This window comes from Bacillus cereus (genome assembly GCF_002577405.1).
GTDB lineage: Bacteria > Bacillota > Bacilli > Bacillales > Bacillaceae_G > Bacillus_A > Bacillus_A cereus_AU.
This window is the reverse complement of sequence record NZ_NULR01000013.1, coordinates 387,222-402,493: the sequence shown is the minus strand read 5'-3', so window position 1 is coordinate 402,493 and position 15,272 is coordinate 387,222. Positions and strand designations below refer to the sequence as shown.

The window sequence follows — 15,272 nt, the reverse complement described above, 5'->3', positions numbered from 1 at the left end:
TGTGGACTATCCACTCTGATTATTAGCCCACACCAAAAAAGGCGGAAGTTAATCTTCCGCCTTTTTTATATAAAATGGGTTCCATATCCACTTATAACAATCCAGCCCATTTTAATCCATGGTATATACCATCTTCACTAACATCCTTTGTCACATGATTCGCAAGTTTTTTCAAATCTTCATGACCATTACCCATCACAATACCTGTCCCAACTGCTTCAATCATTTCCAAATCATTTAAACCATCCCCAAATGCATACACTTGTTCACGGTTAAATCCTAATTTCTCAATGAATTTCTCAATCCCTTTCGCCTTAGAACCACCATTTGGAATAATATCCATTGAATAAGCATGCCAACGAATAAAATGAAAATCTGGGTACTGATTAATAAACTTTTCCTCTTCATTTACTTCGCAGAAAAGAAGTGTTTGATAAATATTACGTTTCTCATAAAAATCAGGTTCATATGCTGGATGCTCAAAGTTTAAGCTTCCGAAGCCTTCTTTCACATAATCATGATATTCCAATGATGCTCTCATATCTTGATGATCAAGATATACAAGTGGATACCCTTCTTGTTTTGCAAACTGAGTAAACTTATGTAGCGTTGCTGAATGTAACGGGTTATTAAATATTACCTCATCTTCAAATACAACATACTGACCATTAAAACTAACATAATTATGTATATTGAGTTCCTTACGAATATCTTCAAACATAAATGGTGCACGCCCTGTCGCAATGGCTACATGCACACCTTTTTCTTGTAAGTGTCTTACTGCATCTCGTGTAGATTGCGGAATTTTTTTATCATGATCTAATAATGTTCCATCAATATCAAAAAAGACAATTTTATCATTCATTAATCAAAACCCTTTCTGGCACTCTATATTCCTATTTTGATTATCGCTTTTCAAATTCTAAAAAAAAGTATAACATATTAAACATCTGTGAAGAAAGCGTTCACTTTCTGACCTTATTTATGAAACCTGCATATATATATTAGTAAAAAATGTGGATCCTTGTTCGTATGAATTTTCTTTTCCATTCTTTCTCATACTAAACCTATAACTAACGGCTACTAATCGTTACTATAGAATAACTTTCCCTGCATGAGAAAGGACCAAGATTCACCTTTGTTCTCTTTCTTATATCAGAGACGGAGTTTTCACTAGTAATATGCATGTTTAAAATAAGGAAAGGAAGGAGTAATCATGCTGAAGAAGCTGAAGAAAAAGCTCAAGCGTTATTTAAACGATCTAGTCCGTAAAAAGACAATCGCTTAAATTGTGCCCATTTCGGGCTTTTTCTTCATTCTCATTCGAAAAAACATGAAAATCGTGACTGTTTGCTTTATAATAAGTAACAGATAATGCAAAACATAGACAAGGAGAGGTTTTCCAAATGATTTTTAAAGTATTTTATCAAGAAAAAATGACTGAGGTTCCAGTACGTGAAAATACAAAAGTTTTATATTTAGAGGCTACGTCTGAAAAGGATGTTCGTAAAAGATTACAAAAGTTCGCATATAATATCGAGTTCGTTCAGTCTGTTACTGGTGCCCATCTTGAATATGAAAAACAAAACGCTGATTTAACATTAGCGGCGAACGTATAATCATATGAAATTCCTAAAAAATGATCAGGCTGCTGTTTTTGCTTTAGGTGGACTTGGTGAAATCGGCAAAAATACATACGCTGTTCAATTTCAAGATGAAATTATTATAATTGACGCTGGAATTAAATTCCCAGAAGACGAACTCCTCGGAATCGATTATGTAATACCAGATTACACTTATTTTGTGCGAAACGAAGATAAAATTAAAGGTTTATTCATTACACATGGTCACGAAGATCATATCGGTGGAATTCCTTACCTATTACGTCAAGTGAACATTCCAATTTACGGCGGTAAATTAGCAATTGCCCTAATTAAAAACAAATTAGAAGAGCACGGATTACTTCGTAAAGCGAAACTTTATGAAATTCAAGAAGATGATGTTATCAAATTTAAAAAGACATCTGTTTCCTTCTTCCGTACAACTCACAGTATCCCAGATTCATACGGAGTTGTTGTGAAAACACCTCAAGGACAAGTTGTTCATACTGGTGATTTCAAATTTGATTTTACCCCAGTCGGTGAACCTGCAGACTTAACAAAAATGGCTGAAATCGGAAAAGACGGTGTACTTTGTCTCTTATCTGACAGCACAAACAGTGAAGTTCCAAACTTTACAATGTCTGAGCGCCGCGTTGGTGATAGTATTCAAGATATTTTCCGCAAAGTAGAAGGTCGTATCATCTTCGCAACCTTTGCATCAAATATCCATCGTCTACAACAAGTTATTGAAGCAGCTGTTGAAAACAATCGTAAAGTGGCTGTATTTGGTCGAAGTATGGAAGCAGCTATTGAGATTGGACAAAACCTCGGTTATATTCGCTGTCCGAAGGATACATTCATAGATGCATCTCAACTAAACCGCCTACCAGCTAATAAAGTGGTTATTTTATGTACTGGTAGTCAAGGTGAACCAATGGCGGCACTTTCCCGCATTGCGAATGGTACTCATCGTCAAATTCAAATTATCCCTGGCGACACAGTTGTTTTCTCTTCTTCACCAATCCCTGGTAATACAATTAGTGTAAGTCGTACAATTAACATGTTGTATCGTGCTGGTGCTAATGTAATCCATGGTAAGCTGTCAAACATTCATACGAGTGGACATGGCGGACAAGAAGAGCAAAAACTAATGCTACGTCTAATTAAACCGAAATATTTCATGCCAATTCATGGTGAATATCGTATGCAACGTATGCATATGAAATTAGCGAATGATTGCGGTATTCCAGAAGAAAACTGTTTCATCATGGATAATGGAGATGTTCTTGCCTTGCGTTCAGATGAAGCAAGCGTAGCTGGTAAAATACCATCTGGATCTGTCTATATCGACGGAAACGGTATTGGAGATATCGGTAATATCGTATTACGCGATCGTCGTATCCTTTCTGAAGAAGGACTTGTTATTGTAGTTGTAAGCATTGATATGAAAGAGTTTAAAGTTGCAGCAGGACCTGATATCATCTCACGTGGTTTCGTTTATATGCGTGAAAGTAGTGATTTAATCAACGATGCTCAAACATTAATTACAACTCATTTAGAAAAAGTAATGGAACGTAAAACAACACAATGGTCTGAAATTAAAAATGAAATTACAGACACATTGGCACCATTCTTATACGAGAAAACGAAACGTCGTCCAATGATTTTACCAATCATTATGGAAATATAAAAAAAAGGACAACACCATGAAGGTGTTGTCCTTTTTACTTATCTTAAAAAATGTTTAAAACGATCTACTTCATCGTCATGACCAATTACAATTAATATATCTCCTGCTTGAATATTTTCCGTAGCTCGAGGAGATACGATAACTTCTTTACCACGTTTAATTGCTACAATATTCAATCCAAACTTCGCACGAATATCTAATTCGATTAAAGAATGACCATCAATTTTTTTATTTGCAATAATCTCTACAATACTATGCTCATCTGAAAGCTCAAGGTAATCTAACACGTTACTTGATGCAATATTATTAGCAATCCTTTTTCCCATATCACGTTCTGGATGCACAATATGATCTGCACCTATTTTACTTAACACTTTTTCATGGTAATCATTTTGCGCTTTTACAGTAATATTTTTTACACCTAACTCTTTCAAAATTAATGTTGTTAAAATACTTGAATTTAAATTGTCTCCAATAGCAACAACTACATGATCAAAATTACGAATACCGAGACTTTTTAATACCATCTCATCTGTTGAATCTGCAATTACAGCATGCGAAGCTATATTTGCAAACTCATTGATCTTATCCTCATCTGAATCAATTGCCATTACTTCCATACCTAATTGAGCTAGCTCTCGGCAAATACTTCCACCAAAACGGCCAAGCCCAATGACAGCAAATTCTTTTTCTTTCTCACTCACAGGAATTCCTCCAATAACTTCAAGTACTATGTATTTTCATTGTAACATACTTTATATGCGTCACAAAAACCTATAGTTAGCTCCTATTTTTGTTTTTGCATATAAAAGTATTGTTGTAAATAAAAGGCGATACCAACAAGCAACATGCCAAATACAAATATATTTCCAAATGAACTAAATGTTTCAAAAACGAATAATAATGTTTCTTGACCGAAAAAAGCGAATAGAAGCTGTATGAATGCAAATAACAGCGCCCATATGTAATGATGTTGATGGAATAAATAATGTGTTGCGCCTAAAAACGCGACAAATGAAAAGATAAAAATCCACCAATTTTCTAAAAACAGCTGCCAATCAGAAAATTGATATCCATTTACTAATATCGCAATAATTCCTATAACGGCCATCGTTGGCACACTCCAAAATAATGCCCGTCCTCTAAAGAAGCGAGTACCTTTAACATCTCCTTTTTCATGTGCAATGTATGTTAGTACTACCGTACTTATATACAAAACAGAAAAAATTGTTAAAACAATAATAAGCCAAAAATGCAATTGATAATACTCATGTTCTATATTTGTCACGATTGCAGCTAGCATGCACGGGATTAACATCCCCGTCCAACCATCTATTTTTCTTTCATTCCAAAACACCGTATTACCAATCCGTATTCCTAACAACATAAAAATAATGATACCTAGTACAAATAACGTAGTTTTATTCCCTACTAAACTCGTTGAGAAAGCAATTAATCCAATAAATAAAAAGAGTACAAATCCATTCATAATTTCTAGTACAGGTGATAAATATCTCTTCACCCATTTATATGTTTCGTCATATTCATTATTATCTACTAAACGGTAGGCATAAAAACTTATCCCAAAATAAACCGCCGCAATAATAACATACGCATATAAAACAAAACACAACATTGCACTGCTAATTTGCACGTAATTCCCCACCCTTTTTTCTATGTTTCACATTGATTTTACACACTTCCCACATGAAAAGTAAACATATATACATTAGTTCTCCCTAATGACCGACAATTAATAATGAGCAGCGGCTAAAAAACCTCTGCTCATTATTAAGACAACTACTTGAACTATTAAAGTAAGGATTCATATTCCTTCACTTGTATACAAATGCCCAACCAGTATTTACAAATGTTACTTGCAACTCAGTACAAACAGCGAATTTGTAACCGTTAAGAAAGTAAAAATTTTAATTTCTATTTCCTTTCCACTTTACATATTGGTCTATACATACAATCGCTTTTTCAATTGCTTCTTCATCTGGTTTTAATTTCGCGTGATGTAAACCATATTCTGAATTTACCCCGAGCCAAAACATAAATCCAGGAATCTCTTGAAGCATATAACCAAAATCTTCACCTGTCATTGCCTCAGTACATGTAATGACATTCATATCAGTCTGTTCACTTACAAATTGCATAAACTCTTTCGTTAACTCTTCATGGTTATATACTTGATGATACATTGCTCCATAATCAATAACCGCTTCACACTGGAAAGAAGCTTCGATACCTGCAACAATTGCCTCAATTCTACTTTTAACACGCTTCATTGATTCAACTGATAATGTTCGAATCGTTCCTTCTAGGCGAGATTTTTCTGCTATAATATTTTGAACTGTACCACCTGTAATTTTTCCAATTGTAATTACTGCACTATCAAGAGGATTCACATTACGACTAATAACAGATTGAAGTTGTGTAACAAGGTGACTCGCTGCAACAATCATATCATTTGCAGTATGCGGGTAGGCTGCGTGTCCACCTTTTCCTTTTAAATCAACATATAACTCTGATGTATTCGCAAATAACAGCCCTTCTTTTGTTGCAATTGTTCCTACAGCGTATTCAGGTGCAATATGAAGACCAAGAATTATATTCGGTTTCCATTCTTTTAACTCTTCACTTTTTAACATAGGAAGAGCTCCTCCTGGCCCCTCTTCTGCTGGTTGGAACAGAAATACAAGGTCATCATCTATTCTTTCCGTCACAGCCGCTGTTAGAAGGCCTAAACCGATTGTTGTATGTAGATCATGTCCACATGCATGCATCATTCCCTCATGGATAGATGCAAATTCATATCCAGTTTCCTCTGTAATTGGTAAACCGTCTATATCTGCACGATAACCTATAATTTTTTCCGGATTTTTTCCATTCACTTTAACAATGACACCCGTTTTCCATACTTTCACTTCCACATATTCATTCGAAAGCGTTCTTATATAATCTAAAATATACTGTTGTGTTTTCCACTCTTTAAATCCAATTTCCGGTATTTTATGTAACTCTCTACGAATTTGGACGAATTTGCTCAATGTCATTTTTGCACCTCTATCTATAAAAAGCGTAAGAGCCTGTTTATGCTCTTACGCTTTTTGGTTTTTTATTTCTCTGGGTTTAATTGACGAAGCTCTTGTTTAATTTCAGTTTTTGCTTTTGTCTTCTCATCAATTTCTTTAATTACACGTGCTGGAGTACCTGCAACAACTGTATATGGAGGCACATCTTCTGTTACAACAGCTCCTGCTGCTACAACTGCACCCTTACCTACTGTAACTCCCTCTAATACAACTACGTTTGCACCGATTACAACATCATCTTCAACGATAACTGGTTTTGCAGAAGGTGGCTCGATAACACCTGCAAGTACAGCGCCTGCACCTACGTGACAGTTTTTACCGACAGTTGCACGTCCACCAAGTACTGCGTTCATGTCGATCATAGAACCTTCACCAATTACAGCACCAATGTTAATTGTTGCATTCATCATAATAACAGCGTTGTCACCGATTTCAACGTGGTCACGAATAATCGCGCCTGGCTCAATGCGAGCTTTAATACCTTTTAAATCAAGCATTGGAATTGCAGAATTACGACGATCGTTTTCTACAACGTAGTCAACGATGTACTTGTTATTCTCATCAAGAATTGTCTTAATTTCAGACCATTCTCCGAATAATACACCCGACTTTTTATTTACAAATGCTTGTACTGTTTCAGGGAATGTTACTTCTTTTAAATCCCCTTTTATGTATACCTTTACAGGAGTTTTCTTTTCACTTTTTTGAATAAACGAAATAATTTCGTTAGCGTCCATCATTTTCATTCTTGTTGCCTCCTAAATCCATTTATAATGTTACTCTACCAAACGAAAGAGCGAGTAGCAAGATAATAATCCTATTTTTCCATTTGAATTTCTTCTATAATTTCTAAAAATGCTTGTACTTGCTTCAATTGTCTTGCTGATTCACTCGTCAACAACCATGTTTCTCTCGTTAATTGAACAGGTGTTTTATACATATTTTCCTGTACTTCTTTTAAGACAGTAGAAGGTAATAGAGCATAACCTATACCATTTAAAACGAGTTGTTTGCATGTCTCAATTTGGTCAACTACAATGGTACGCTTAGGTGGATTAGAAAATAAACCATACCACCAATTTTGTATTTGTCCATAATAAGTCGAATCACTTTTAAATTGAATAAATGGTCTATTTGTTTCTTTTAACATCGAAATATCTTTTATTTCTTTATCAACTAAATATAATTCATCTTCAAATAATTGTGTCTTTTGTCCTTTATATTCCTGTGATCCCCTTAATATAGCAACATGAACGTCTCCTTCATAAAATTGCTTTTGCACTTCACTACTCCAGCCCGTAAACAGCGATATCTTCACAGAAGGATATTTATGCACAAATTTTTTCAAAACAGGTGGGAGCCAATATTGGCCAATAACCGATGCAACGGCTATTTTTAGCGTTCCGTGAGTTTCTGTTCTAAAAACAGCTAGCTCACTTTTAATATCCTCTTCCCTTTGCAACATTTCCTTTGCATAATTTGCGACTTTTTCCCCTTCAGGTGTAATTGTCAATCCTTTTTGTGAGCGAATAAAAAACTTCATTCCCCATTGTTTCTCCATAGATTGTAATCGTTGACTAAGCGCAGGTTGGGAAACAAATAAACGTTCCGCCGCTTTTCTCATATTTGATTCCTGAGCTAACACAACCATCATTTGAAAATCATCAATTTGCAACTTTCTCCCTCTTTCCTTAGCTTCCATACACCTTATTTCAATAAGCTTTTCATTCCTAATTTAATTAAATGCTTTTATAGAGAAAATACGATTTTTTGTTCAAACTTTTCTTATGCTTTTTATCTTTTTAAATATAATACATACACAACTGATATGCACGAAAAAAAGTGACTTCTCCGTTTCTATGAAGTCACTTTTTTCATATTATCGATTATGTTGTCTTACTTTTTTATTCAACAATTTTAAAATAGCTCGGCGCGTTAAGATCCCCTCAAAATAGCCATCTTCATTGACAGCGCAAATAAAGGGGTGATCAATTGTCATTTCTAAAGCTTTTGCAAATGAATCTTCTAACTTAAGAACCGGAATATCTTCCTTCATCACTTGTTCTACTTTCATATCATCAAGTCTTTCAAACTCAATGCGCTCTAACCCTAACATACCGTCTAAAATCATAGCAGTACTAATCAACCCATGCAATTTATACATTGGGTCTAAAACAGGTATTGCCGAATATCCAGATTTCACAAGAACGAGTAAAGCATGCTCTAAACCATTCCCGATTTGGACATGTGCTACTTTTTCTGATGAAATCATTAAATCCTTCACAAGAATTTGTTGAAACTCATCTTTCGGAATACTTATCATATTACATCCCCCATTCTCCCTTTTTCCTGCTTATATTCACCGACTCTATCCATATTTTATGACAGCGTTTTCATATTATTATTTTGTCCTAACTTTTTTTCACCAAAAATACAATTACACAGCTATTTTAGCATACAACACAAAAAAAAGACTACCATTCCGGTAGCACTTAATACCCTTTGTTTTTTAATCTGTAAAATAACCTTGTGATTTTTTTATATTGCGTCGCATCTGTCTTTTTCAAACCATTCTCAATATCTGTAAGTTCCACAGCTAAAATTTCACTCGCATAATTTTGCTGAAATAAAATATCTAGCAACAAACTTTCTTCTTCTTTCGTTAAAACAAACTCCTTTTGCATATGCCCCTCTCCTTATACTCGCATCGTTATTCTCATTATATAAAATTTTCAACCTATTTAATAGATGTAATATTCAGTTTCTAATAAAATACATAAAAATTATTTCGTATATCGATTTGCATAACTAAACGCCGCATAAGCATCCGGCTTAATCTTTGCAGTTAATCCCATCGCTTGAATTTTCGCTGTCATATCTAAAATAAATTCTTTTGTTAAACCATCATTCCCGATGTCTAAATGAATTTCCATTATAAATCCCGCCCCATCTTGAGCATGTGGGTGCAATAAATCCCATATTGTTTGTATGTGATTAGGAGTAAACAGACATGCGATTTCTTGACTAAACTGCGTTTCTAAATATATTTTCTCACGTAAAGTTGCTGGTTTATCCTTTACTGATTTATGGTGTAAGCAGCCCCAGGCTCCTTTCCCAACGCGATGAATATGAATTGCCGTAATAAACCTCGTATCCTTTTGATGTGCTTGTGAGTCTGTCCCAATGGATAATCGATATAAATTTCGTGGATCCCTTTCAATGAAGCTACAAATACGGTTAAAGACCATATCAAAATTCAAATGTCTCTCTGAAACATTATAAAATGTATGTTCACCGTCCACATAGTCACGTCCTTTCAATTAGACAGACTTTTCGTATTCTCATTGTATGGGACAAAAACAAAAATTATAACTCCCTATCCTTTATTTGTTTCAATATTCCGAATGACAAAGTGGCATACTTGACATGTATAAATTACATTTTGATTAGATTGAGCCGTTAATACATGAATAATCTCAGCTGAATCATCGCAATTAGGACAAATCACAACTGGTAAACGTTCCACATAACACACCTCCTAGTTATTTTTATCACGCTATTTGTGGGCAGTAAGACTCCTGATTGGTGTAAGCCAATAATCAGTGGATAATACACACTCCCCACCGATTAAAATTTCACTTTATTACCATTGTAGGAAAAATAAAAAATTCCTATACATATATGCCGGAAAGTAATAGAACTAAAAAAGGTACCGCCATATGGCAGTACCTTTTTTATATGTATCAAGAAATGATATCGTAAATCTCAATTGCAACCATGTCGATATTATCGAATTGATACACTTGAGGTTTTTCACCTTGTTGATACACTTCTAACTCATACATTTCACTTTTATCGAAAAATTTCACGCTACATTTGCGCTCACCGTTCACTTCAAAATAGCGTTGTGCTACTTCACCGCTTTCAGCTTGTTCTTGTAGACTAACAAGTCGAGTTAAAATTCCTTGGAGTAGAGACATGAAATCTCTCCTTTCTCTGATCTTCCTACCAATAGGTTTTACAGCTATACTCATTCTATCCGTCATAACAGAAAAAATGTTCCACAGTCTAGGATAAAGGTTATTGGCCAGAAACTCAACTAAAAATTTGTCGAAATACGAAGGAAAAAACAGAAAGAACATATTTTCCCTTCTTTATTGCGATTTTCATACTGGAAGAATATAATAAAAAACAGAAAAAAAGGAGGAATTACAATGAAAAAAATTGAGGTTTACACACAACCTGATTGTCCGCCATGTGTTATTGTGAAAGAATTTTTAAAGCACAATAACGTTGCATATGAAGAATTTGACGTAAAAAAAGACTCCGCTGCTCGCGACCGTCTTTTATACGACTATGACTCCTATTCAACTCCAACAGTTGTAATTGACGGGGAAGTTGTTGCAGGTTTTCAAATCGAAAAATTACAACAGCTACTCAATATAGAATAGGAATAGGTAAATACCTATTCCTATTCTTACAATTGTTGTAACCTTTTTATTTCAGTTAAAAGTTCCTGACTCTCATGATATCCTGCTAATTTCCATTTCCCTTGATCCCTTTGCAATGTCACTATTTGATATTGCCCACTTTTCGCCCGCTCATATACGTATAAATTTTTATGCTCTTCATCATACGACATTTTTGTTTCTGAATTAAAAGAAAACGGCGCTTCTTTTGCTGGAAGTAAATATTCACCACTTTGTTTATCGCTTCTACTATTTTCATCTGTAAATACTTGAAGGAAATTATCTGTAAAATACGGTGATAACGTCTCTATCATCTTGTTTACTGGCAACTGCTTCCCACGAATTGAAAATTGGGTTTCATAACCTTTTTGTATCGTTGTAAACACTTCTTTCCGATCAATTTTCACTTCCTCTTTTCCTAAAACAGTTGTCACACTATAACCAACTAGAAAGGCAACACATACAAATAGAACAAACCATATTCCATATTTCCTCATTTTTTCACCTTCCTTTTAAAAGAACTTGTCTTTGTAGTATTCATTGTAACAATGATTATGCAAAGAAAGGGATTGTTTCGTTCGTAAAATCTTTACAACGATAGACAGCATTTTCATCACCATTTTCACTATTACCAATTTATGATAAAAACAAACAAAAAAATGCACGAATCTCTTCGTGCATTAAAATAAAACATCTTCTTCATATAAATATTCATAAGATAAATCTATAAATAAAAAGTTTTCATCGTCAATTGGGAAAGAAAATGTTCGGACCATTTCACCGGTTTCAATATCGGCATATAAATCTGAAAGCCTCGCCTTATTCTCAAAACGCATTTTCATAATATTCTCTAAAAAATACGGACGCCAACTCCAGTTCTTCATATAATACTCCGGCATCACAATCCATTTCCCATCTTTTTTCATAACATTGCCTGATTGTTGGAAACCATCTTCATTACAAATAAATATACGAAAACTACACTGTGATACACTTTGGCTAAATTGTAATAACCAATCATTTATATCTTCATTCTTTTTTTGTTTTGATAGAACATCACCAATTCGATCACGTAACATCTCTGTTAAATTATAAATTTTTTGCAATTTCTTCTTCTCATGCAGAATAAATTGATGACACTCATTACCAAGTCGTTCTTTTAAAACATTCGTTTCAATAAAATCAGGTAAACACTCTTTTAAATAATTACCTTGATAAAATCTCCCACCATTTTTCCAAGCATATTGCAATTGGTAGAAAGCATCTATTTCTTCATATAACAATGTTGCGCCAATTCTTCTTGCGAGTAATGATAAAGAATATAATATATCTTGATAAGATTGTAAAAGTGCGGTTTGCCTTAAATTTGTTAAATCTACTTTTAATATATCTGGCGCTAATACGCTAATACGCTCTAAATTACTTGTACCCGTTCCGACTTTATTAATCGAAATTTGAATACCATATGTACGATAATACATAAGCAAATGATTAAATTGTTCTATATCTTCTTTGCACTCATGTTCTGTAATTTCAAGAACAATGTTTTTCAAATTTAAACCTTGTTTTTCATACATCAATAAAAGTTGAAGTAAACTTTCATCCTCATCATTCATTAATACGTTAGCATTCCGATGTATAAATAATAATAATTTTTGATTGCTTTCTAAATAACGATTTAAAGCTTTTTCTACTATAATGTTATCCGCTTCCAGTTGAAACTCACTTGGAATAGAATCATCATGAAAGAACGAAGCTAAACTTTGTATACCCTCTTCTGTTTGAATACGCCCTACTACTTCATATCCAATTACTGTATGCTCATCAGCACTAAAAATTGCTTGATAATAAGGAAGGACTTTATCCAAGTTACTCATTACATCTAATGCATCTATCAATGTGCTTCCCTCCCTTTACTTTTCAAAAATTATAACACGATATTTACGGAAAAATAATAAAAAATCCCTTCAGTTTTCCTGAAGGGATTAGAGGGGTAAAATGCTAAGGGGAATTAGCAATTCTACTATGAAGAAAAAAGAGGTCTTAAATATAACGTATATATGACCTCTTGTAAACACTTTTCTTTCATATGTCACAAATCCGTCACATTTTACCATAAAAAAATGAATTAAACATTCATTTTCTAAGCCCTTTTAAAATGGATATTGATGCAAATGTTGTCCTCCATCCATTGTCATACAAGTTCCATTTATGTACGCAGCATCATCTGAACATAAATAATAAGCTAGACCCGCGATTTCTTCTGGCGTACCCAGTCTTCCAAGTGGAACACTTTGTAGTGTACGCTTAGCCATTTCTTCTGAAATCCACAATTTATCAGCACCGCCCGTGCGTTCAATTGGTCCTGGTGCGATGGCATTAACTCGTATTCCATATTTACGTCCCCACTCAACCGCAAGTGTTTTCGTCATTGCTAATACGCCTGCCTTCGCTGCAGCCGAATGAATAACTCCTGGACCTGCATCCCATGCATATGTCGCTACCATGTTAATGATATTTCCTTTTATGCCTTTCTCAATCCAATATTTTCCGACAGATTGACTACAATAAAATGTACCATTTAACACGATATTAATGACCGAATTCCAGCCATTCACAGATAAATCTTCTGCTGGACAAATAAAATTTCCAGCTGCATTATTTATTAAAATATCAATTCGACCAAACTTCTCATCAATATGTTCAATCATTTTCTGAATGTCATCAATATTTCTCACATCCATTTGAACAGGTAATACTTGCCCAGGAAACTGTTCAATTTCTTGCTTTGTTTCCTCTAATTTTTCCTTTGTACGCCCTGTAATAACAACTCGTGCCCCTTCTTTTGCAAAACGAGTTGCCATTCCTTTTCCCATTCCACTCGATCCACCTGTTATGATAACTACCTTTTCTTTCACATACATCCCCTCCTAAAAATGAATACACATTCATTTTATCATTTTATTTAATAGAAATCTTTATATTTTTGAATTTTTCTGATATTTTAACGTAAAGAGGTTTCTTTCCGTTCATTTTTTTTCGTAACCTATACTACTTTTTATTACTTAAAATATATTTTAAATAAAACTGAAAGGAGAGTTGAGTAACCTGAATACGTAACATATACATTTTATATACGTCGAATAGGGTATACTCATATTTTTATGAAGCAAATTACTAGAAGGAATTTTTTAAAAACTGGAATGCGTACTTGTCTATATTCATTTATAAGCGCTAGCATTGGCTACTATTATGCTAAATATATAGAGCCCCATTGGCTCTCTTTTACACAACACACACTAAAATCACAGCTCATACCAAAAAGTTTTCATGGCATGAAAATTCTTCAGTTTAGCGATTTACATCTCGGATACTATTTTTCACTCCAGCATTTATCTCAAATCGTTTCTAAGATTAATACTGAAAAACCAGATATTGTCCTTTTTACTGGTGATCTCATTGATAATTACCAAACGTATACTGACACTCCTTTCGTTGCAGCTATTTTAAAAAATATAAAAGCTCCCTTCGGCAAATTTGCTATTTATGGTAACCACGATCACGGCGGGTATGGAACTGAATACTATGATCACATCATGCGTGAATCTGGATTTGAACTATTACAAAATAAAGAAAAACGAATTCGTTTACTGGATAGTAATGAAATTTCTATTTTCGGGCTTGATGATATACTACTAGGCAAACCAAAAATAGAGAAAACATTGCAGCATGCACAGAAAAATATTTATAACATTGTTCTTGTTCACGAGCCAGATATCGCGCCACAAATCGCAACATATCCAATCAACTTGCAACTTTCCGGTCATAGCCACGGCGGACAAGTACAAATTCCTTTTTTAGGCGCTATTATTACCCCGTCGCTTGCAGAACACTACATCGAGGGCTTCTATACAATCCAAGATTTAACTCTCTACGTTAATCGAGGTTTAGGGAGAACACGCGTTCCGTTTCGATTTATGTCAAAACCCGAAATTACGATCTTTACACTACAACATTCGTAGCAATTCGCCTATTTTCTTACATATCCTTTCTTGTACGCGCTCATCCATGTTTCGTTTACCATATGATAAAAGTGAGTCCAATAAAGGAGGTTTGTTCATGTATCCATATTATCAACCAATCCCAGTTCGTTCAGCACCTATTGGCCCAGTAGGCGACTCGCGATTCTTTCCATTTTTTGGCGTTCCATTTCTAGCTGGCATTGCTGGTGGATTGCTCGGTGGAGCATTAGCTTTCGGTCCTAGACCGTTTTATCCGCCTTATCCGCCACCTTTCCCACCGCCAGCACCTTATCCTTGTTATGGTGGACCTTGTCAACAACCATACTATTATTAATCAACAATTCTACCAATATTATTCTCTCTTGACCAACCCATTAACATGCTTACAATAA

19 protein-coding genes are annotated in these 15,272 nt (G+C 34.4%); 5 read left to right on the top strand and 14 right to left on the bottom strand.

Annotated elements, in window-relative coordinates:
- Positions 1-91: 91 nt before the first annotated feature.
- Entirely contained in the window at positions 92-865 is a 774-nt protein-coding gene (locus tag COC96_RS18055; RefSeq protein WP_098769124.1) for a Cof-type HAD-IIB family hydrolase, read from the bottom strand.
- 541 nt (positions 866-1,406) lie between these two features.
- Here COC96_RS18055 and COC96_RS18045 point away from each other — a divergent pair.
- Positions 1,407-1,619, top strand: a complete 213-nt coding sequence (locus COC96_RS18045; RefSeq protein ID WP_097904478.1) for a DNA-dependent RNA polymerase subunit epsilon — start codon at positions 1,407-1,409, stop codon at positions 1,617-1,619.
- Between the two features lie 4 nt (positions 1,620-1,623).
- Positions 1,624-3,291 (top strand): ribonuclease J1, encoded by a 1,668-nt coding sequence (gene rnjA, locus COC96_RS18040; protein ID WP_097904479.1) that lies wholly within the window; start codon positions 1,624-1,626, stop codon positions 3,289-3,291.
- A 38-nt stretch (positions 3,292-3,329) separates the two neighbouring features.
- On the opposite strand, the gene COC96_RS18035 is transcribed toward rnjA, so the two are convergent.
- From COC96_RS18035 to COC96_RS17990, 10 genes are all read right to left on the bottom strand, one after another.
- A complete protein-coding gene (locus COC96_RS18035) occupies positions 3,330-3,995 on the bottom strand; it encodes a potassium channel family protein (RefSeq protein ID WP_001290442.1) in 666 nt (221 codons plus the stop codon).
- An 83-nt stretch (positions 3,996-4,078) separates the two neighbouring features.
- Positions 4,079-4,945 carry a cytochrome C oxidase assembly protein gene (locus COC96_RS18030; protein WP_098267925.1) on the bottom strand — a complete coding sequence of 289 codons (867 nt, stop codon included), beginning with the start codon at positions 4,943-4,945 and terminating at the stop codon, positions 4,079-4,081.
- 274 nt (positions 4,946-5,219) lie between these two features.
- A complete protein-coding gene (locus tag COC96_RS18025) occupies positions 5,220-6,350 on the bottom strand; it encodes an N-acetyldiaminopimelate deacetylase (RefSeq protein WP_098267926.1) in 1,131 nt (376 codons plus the stop codon).
- A 62-nt stretch (positions 6,351-6,412) separates the two neighbouring features.
- Positions 6,413-7,135, bottom strand: coding sequence for a 2,3,4,5-tetrahydropyridine-2,6-dicarboxylate N-acetyltransferase (dapD, locus tag COC96_RS18020; protein WP_000783243.1), 723 nt, complete (start codon positions 7,133-7,135; stop codon positions 6,413-6,415).
- Between the two features lie 71 nt (positions 7,136-7,206).
- Positions 7,207-8,091, bottom strand: coding sequence for a LysR family transcriptional regulator (locus tag COC96_RS18015; protein WP_002019148.1), 885 nt, complete (start codon positions 8,089-8,091; stop codon positions 7,207-7,209).
- Between the two features lie 177 nt (positions 8,092-8,268).
- The gene (cbpB, locus tag COC96_RS18010) at positions 8,269-8,712 is read right to left on the bottom strand and encodes a cyclic-di-AMP-binding protein CbpB (RefSeq protein WP_000623574.1); all 444 of its coding nucleotides are present in this window, start codon (positions 8,710-8,712) and stop codon (positions 8,269-8,271) included.
- Positions 8,713-8,881: 169 nt separating this feature from the next.
- Positions 8,882-9,073 (bottom strand): antirepressor AbbA, encoded by a 192-nt coding sequence (abbA, locus tag COC96_RS18005; protein ID WP_097904483.1) that lies wholly within the window; start codon positions 9,071-9,073, stop codon positions 8,882-8,884.
- 99 nt (positions 9,074-9,172) lie between these two features.
- Positions 9,173-9,691 (bottom strand): ribonuclease H-like YkuK family protein, encoded by a 519-nt coding sequence (locus COC96_RS18000; protein ID WP_000348523.1) that lies wholly within the window; start codon positions 9,689-9,691, stop codon positions 9,173-9,175.
- Positions 9,692-9,765: 74 nt separating this feature from the next.
- Complete coding sequence (locus COC96_RS27610) at positions 9,766-9,915, bottom strand: hypothetical protein (protein WP_098769123.1); 150 nt, start codon at positions 9,913-9,915, stop codon at positions 9,766-9,768.
- Between the two features lie 217 nt (positions 9,916-10,132).
- A complete protein-coding gene (locus COC96_RS17990) occupies positions 10,133-10,369 on the bottom strand; it encodes a YkuJ family protein (protein ID WP_000055151.1) in 237 nt (78 codons plus the stop codon).
- Positions 10,370-10,603: 234 nt separating this feature from the next.
- Between COC96_RS17990 and COC96_RS17985 the strand changes: the two genes are divergently transcribed.
- A complete protein-coding gene (locus tag COC96_RS17985) occupies positions 10,604-10,840 on the top strand; it encodes a glutaredoxin family protein (protein WP_098267928.1) in 237 nt (78 codons plus the stop codon).
- 26 nt (positions 10,841-10,866) lie between these two features.
- On the opposite strand, the gene COC96_RS17980 is transcribed toward COC96_RS17985, so the two are convergent.
- The 3 genes from COC96_RS17980 to fadH form a co-directional block, all read right to left on the bottom strand.
- Positions 10,867-11,355, bottom strand: a complete 489-nt coding sequence (locus tag COC96_RS17980) for a DUF3993 domain-containing protein (protein ID WP_098267929.1) — start codon at positions 11,353-11,355, stop codon at positions 10,867-10,869.
- A gap of 183 nt (positions 11,356-11,538) precedes the next feature.
- The gene (locus tag COC96_RS17975; RefSeq protein ID WP_098267930.1) at positions 11,539-12,756 is read right to left on the bottom strand and encodes an EAL domain-containing protein; all 1,218 of its coding nucleotides are present in this window, start codon (positions 12,754-12,756) and stop codon (positions 11,539-11,541) included.
- 255 nt (positions 12,757-13,011) lie between these two features.
- Positions 13,012-13,776, bottom strand: a complete 765-nt coding sequence (gene fadH / locus COC96_RS17970; protein ID WP_098769122.1) for a 2,4-dienoyl-CoA reductase — start codon at positions 13,774-13,776, stop codon at positions 13,012-13,014.
- Positions 13,777-14,022: 246 nt separating this feature from the next.
- Here fadH and COC96_RS17965 point away from each other — a divergent pair, with 246 nt between their 5' ends.
- A complete protein-coding gene (locus COC96_RS17965) occupies positions 14,023-14,880 on the top strand; it encodes a metallophosphoesterase (RefSeq protein ID WP_098769121.1) in 858 nt (285 codons plus the stop codon).
- Positions 14,881-14,977: 97 nt separating this feature from the next.
- Positions 14,978-15,214 (top strand): hypothetical protein, encoded by a 237-nt coding sequence (locus COC96_RS17960; RefSeq protein ID WP_000283738.1) that lies wholly within the window; start codon positions 14,978-14,980, stop codon positions 15,212-15,214.
- The last annotated feature ends 58 nt before the right edge of the window (positions 15,215-15,272 follow it).

Coding starts and splice junctions, on each gene's coding strand:
- COC96_RS18055 (WP_098769124.1), bottom strand. CDS start 865: ATGAATGATAAAATTGTCTTTTTTGATATTGATGGAACATTATTAGAT.
- COC96_RS18045 (WP_097904478.1), top strand. CDS start 1,407: ATGATTTTTAAAGTATTTTATCAAGAAAAAATGACTGAGGTTCCAGTA.
- rnjA (WP_097904479.1), top strand. CDS start 1,624: ATGAAATTCCTAAAAAATGATCAGGCTGCTGTTTTTGCTTTAGGTGGA.
- COC96_RS18025 (WP_098267926.1), bottom strand. CDS start 6,350: ATGACATTGAGCAAATTCGTCCAAATTCGTAGAGAGTTACATAAAATA.
- dapD (WP_000783243.1), bottom strand. CDS start 7,135: ATGAAAATGATGGACGCTAACGAAATTATTTCGTTTATTCAAAAAAGT.
- COC96_RS18015 (WP_002019148.1), bottom strand. CDS start 8,091: ATGGAAGCTAAGGAAAGAGGGAGAAAGTTGCAAATTGATGATTTTCAA.
- cbpB (WP_000623574.1), bottom strand. CDS start 8,712: ATGATAAGTATTCCGAAAGATGAGTTTCAACAAATTCTTGTGAAGGAT.
- abbA (WP_097904483.1), bottom strand. CDS start 9,073: ATGCAAAAGGAGTTTGTTTTAACGAAAGAAGAAGAAAGTTTGTTGCTA.
- COC96_RS17990 (WP_000055151.1), bottom strand. CDS start 10,369: ATGTCTCTACTCCAAGGAATTTTAACTCGACTTGTTAGTCTACAAGAA.
- COC96_RS17985 (WP_098267928.1), top strand. CDS start 10,604: ATGAAAAAAATTGAGGTTTACACACAACCTGATTGTCCGCCATGTGTT.
- COC96_RS17980 (WP_098267929.1), bottom strand. CDS start 11,355: ATGAGGAAATATGGAATATGGTTTGTTCTATTTGTATGTGTTGCCTTT.
- COC96_RS17965 (WP_098769121.1), top strand. CDS start 14,023: ATGAAGCAAATTACTAGAAGGAATTTTTTAAAAACTGGAATGCGTACT.
- COC96_RS17960 (WP_000283738.1), top strand. CDS start 14,978: ATGTATCCATATTATCAACCAATCCCAGTTCGTTCAGCACCTATTGGC.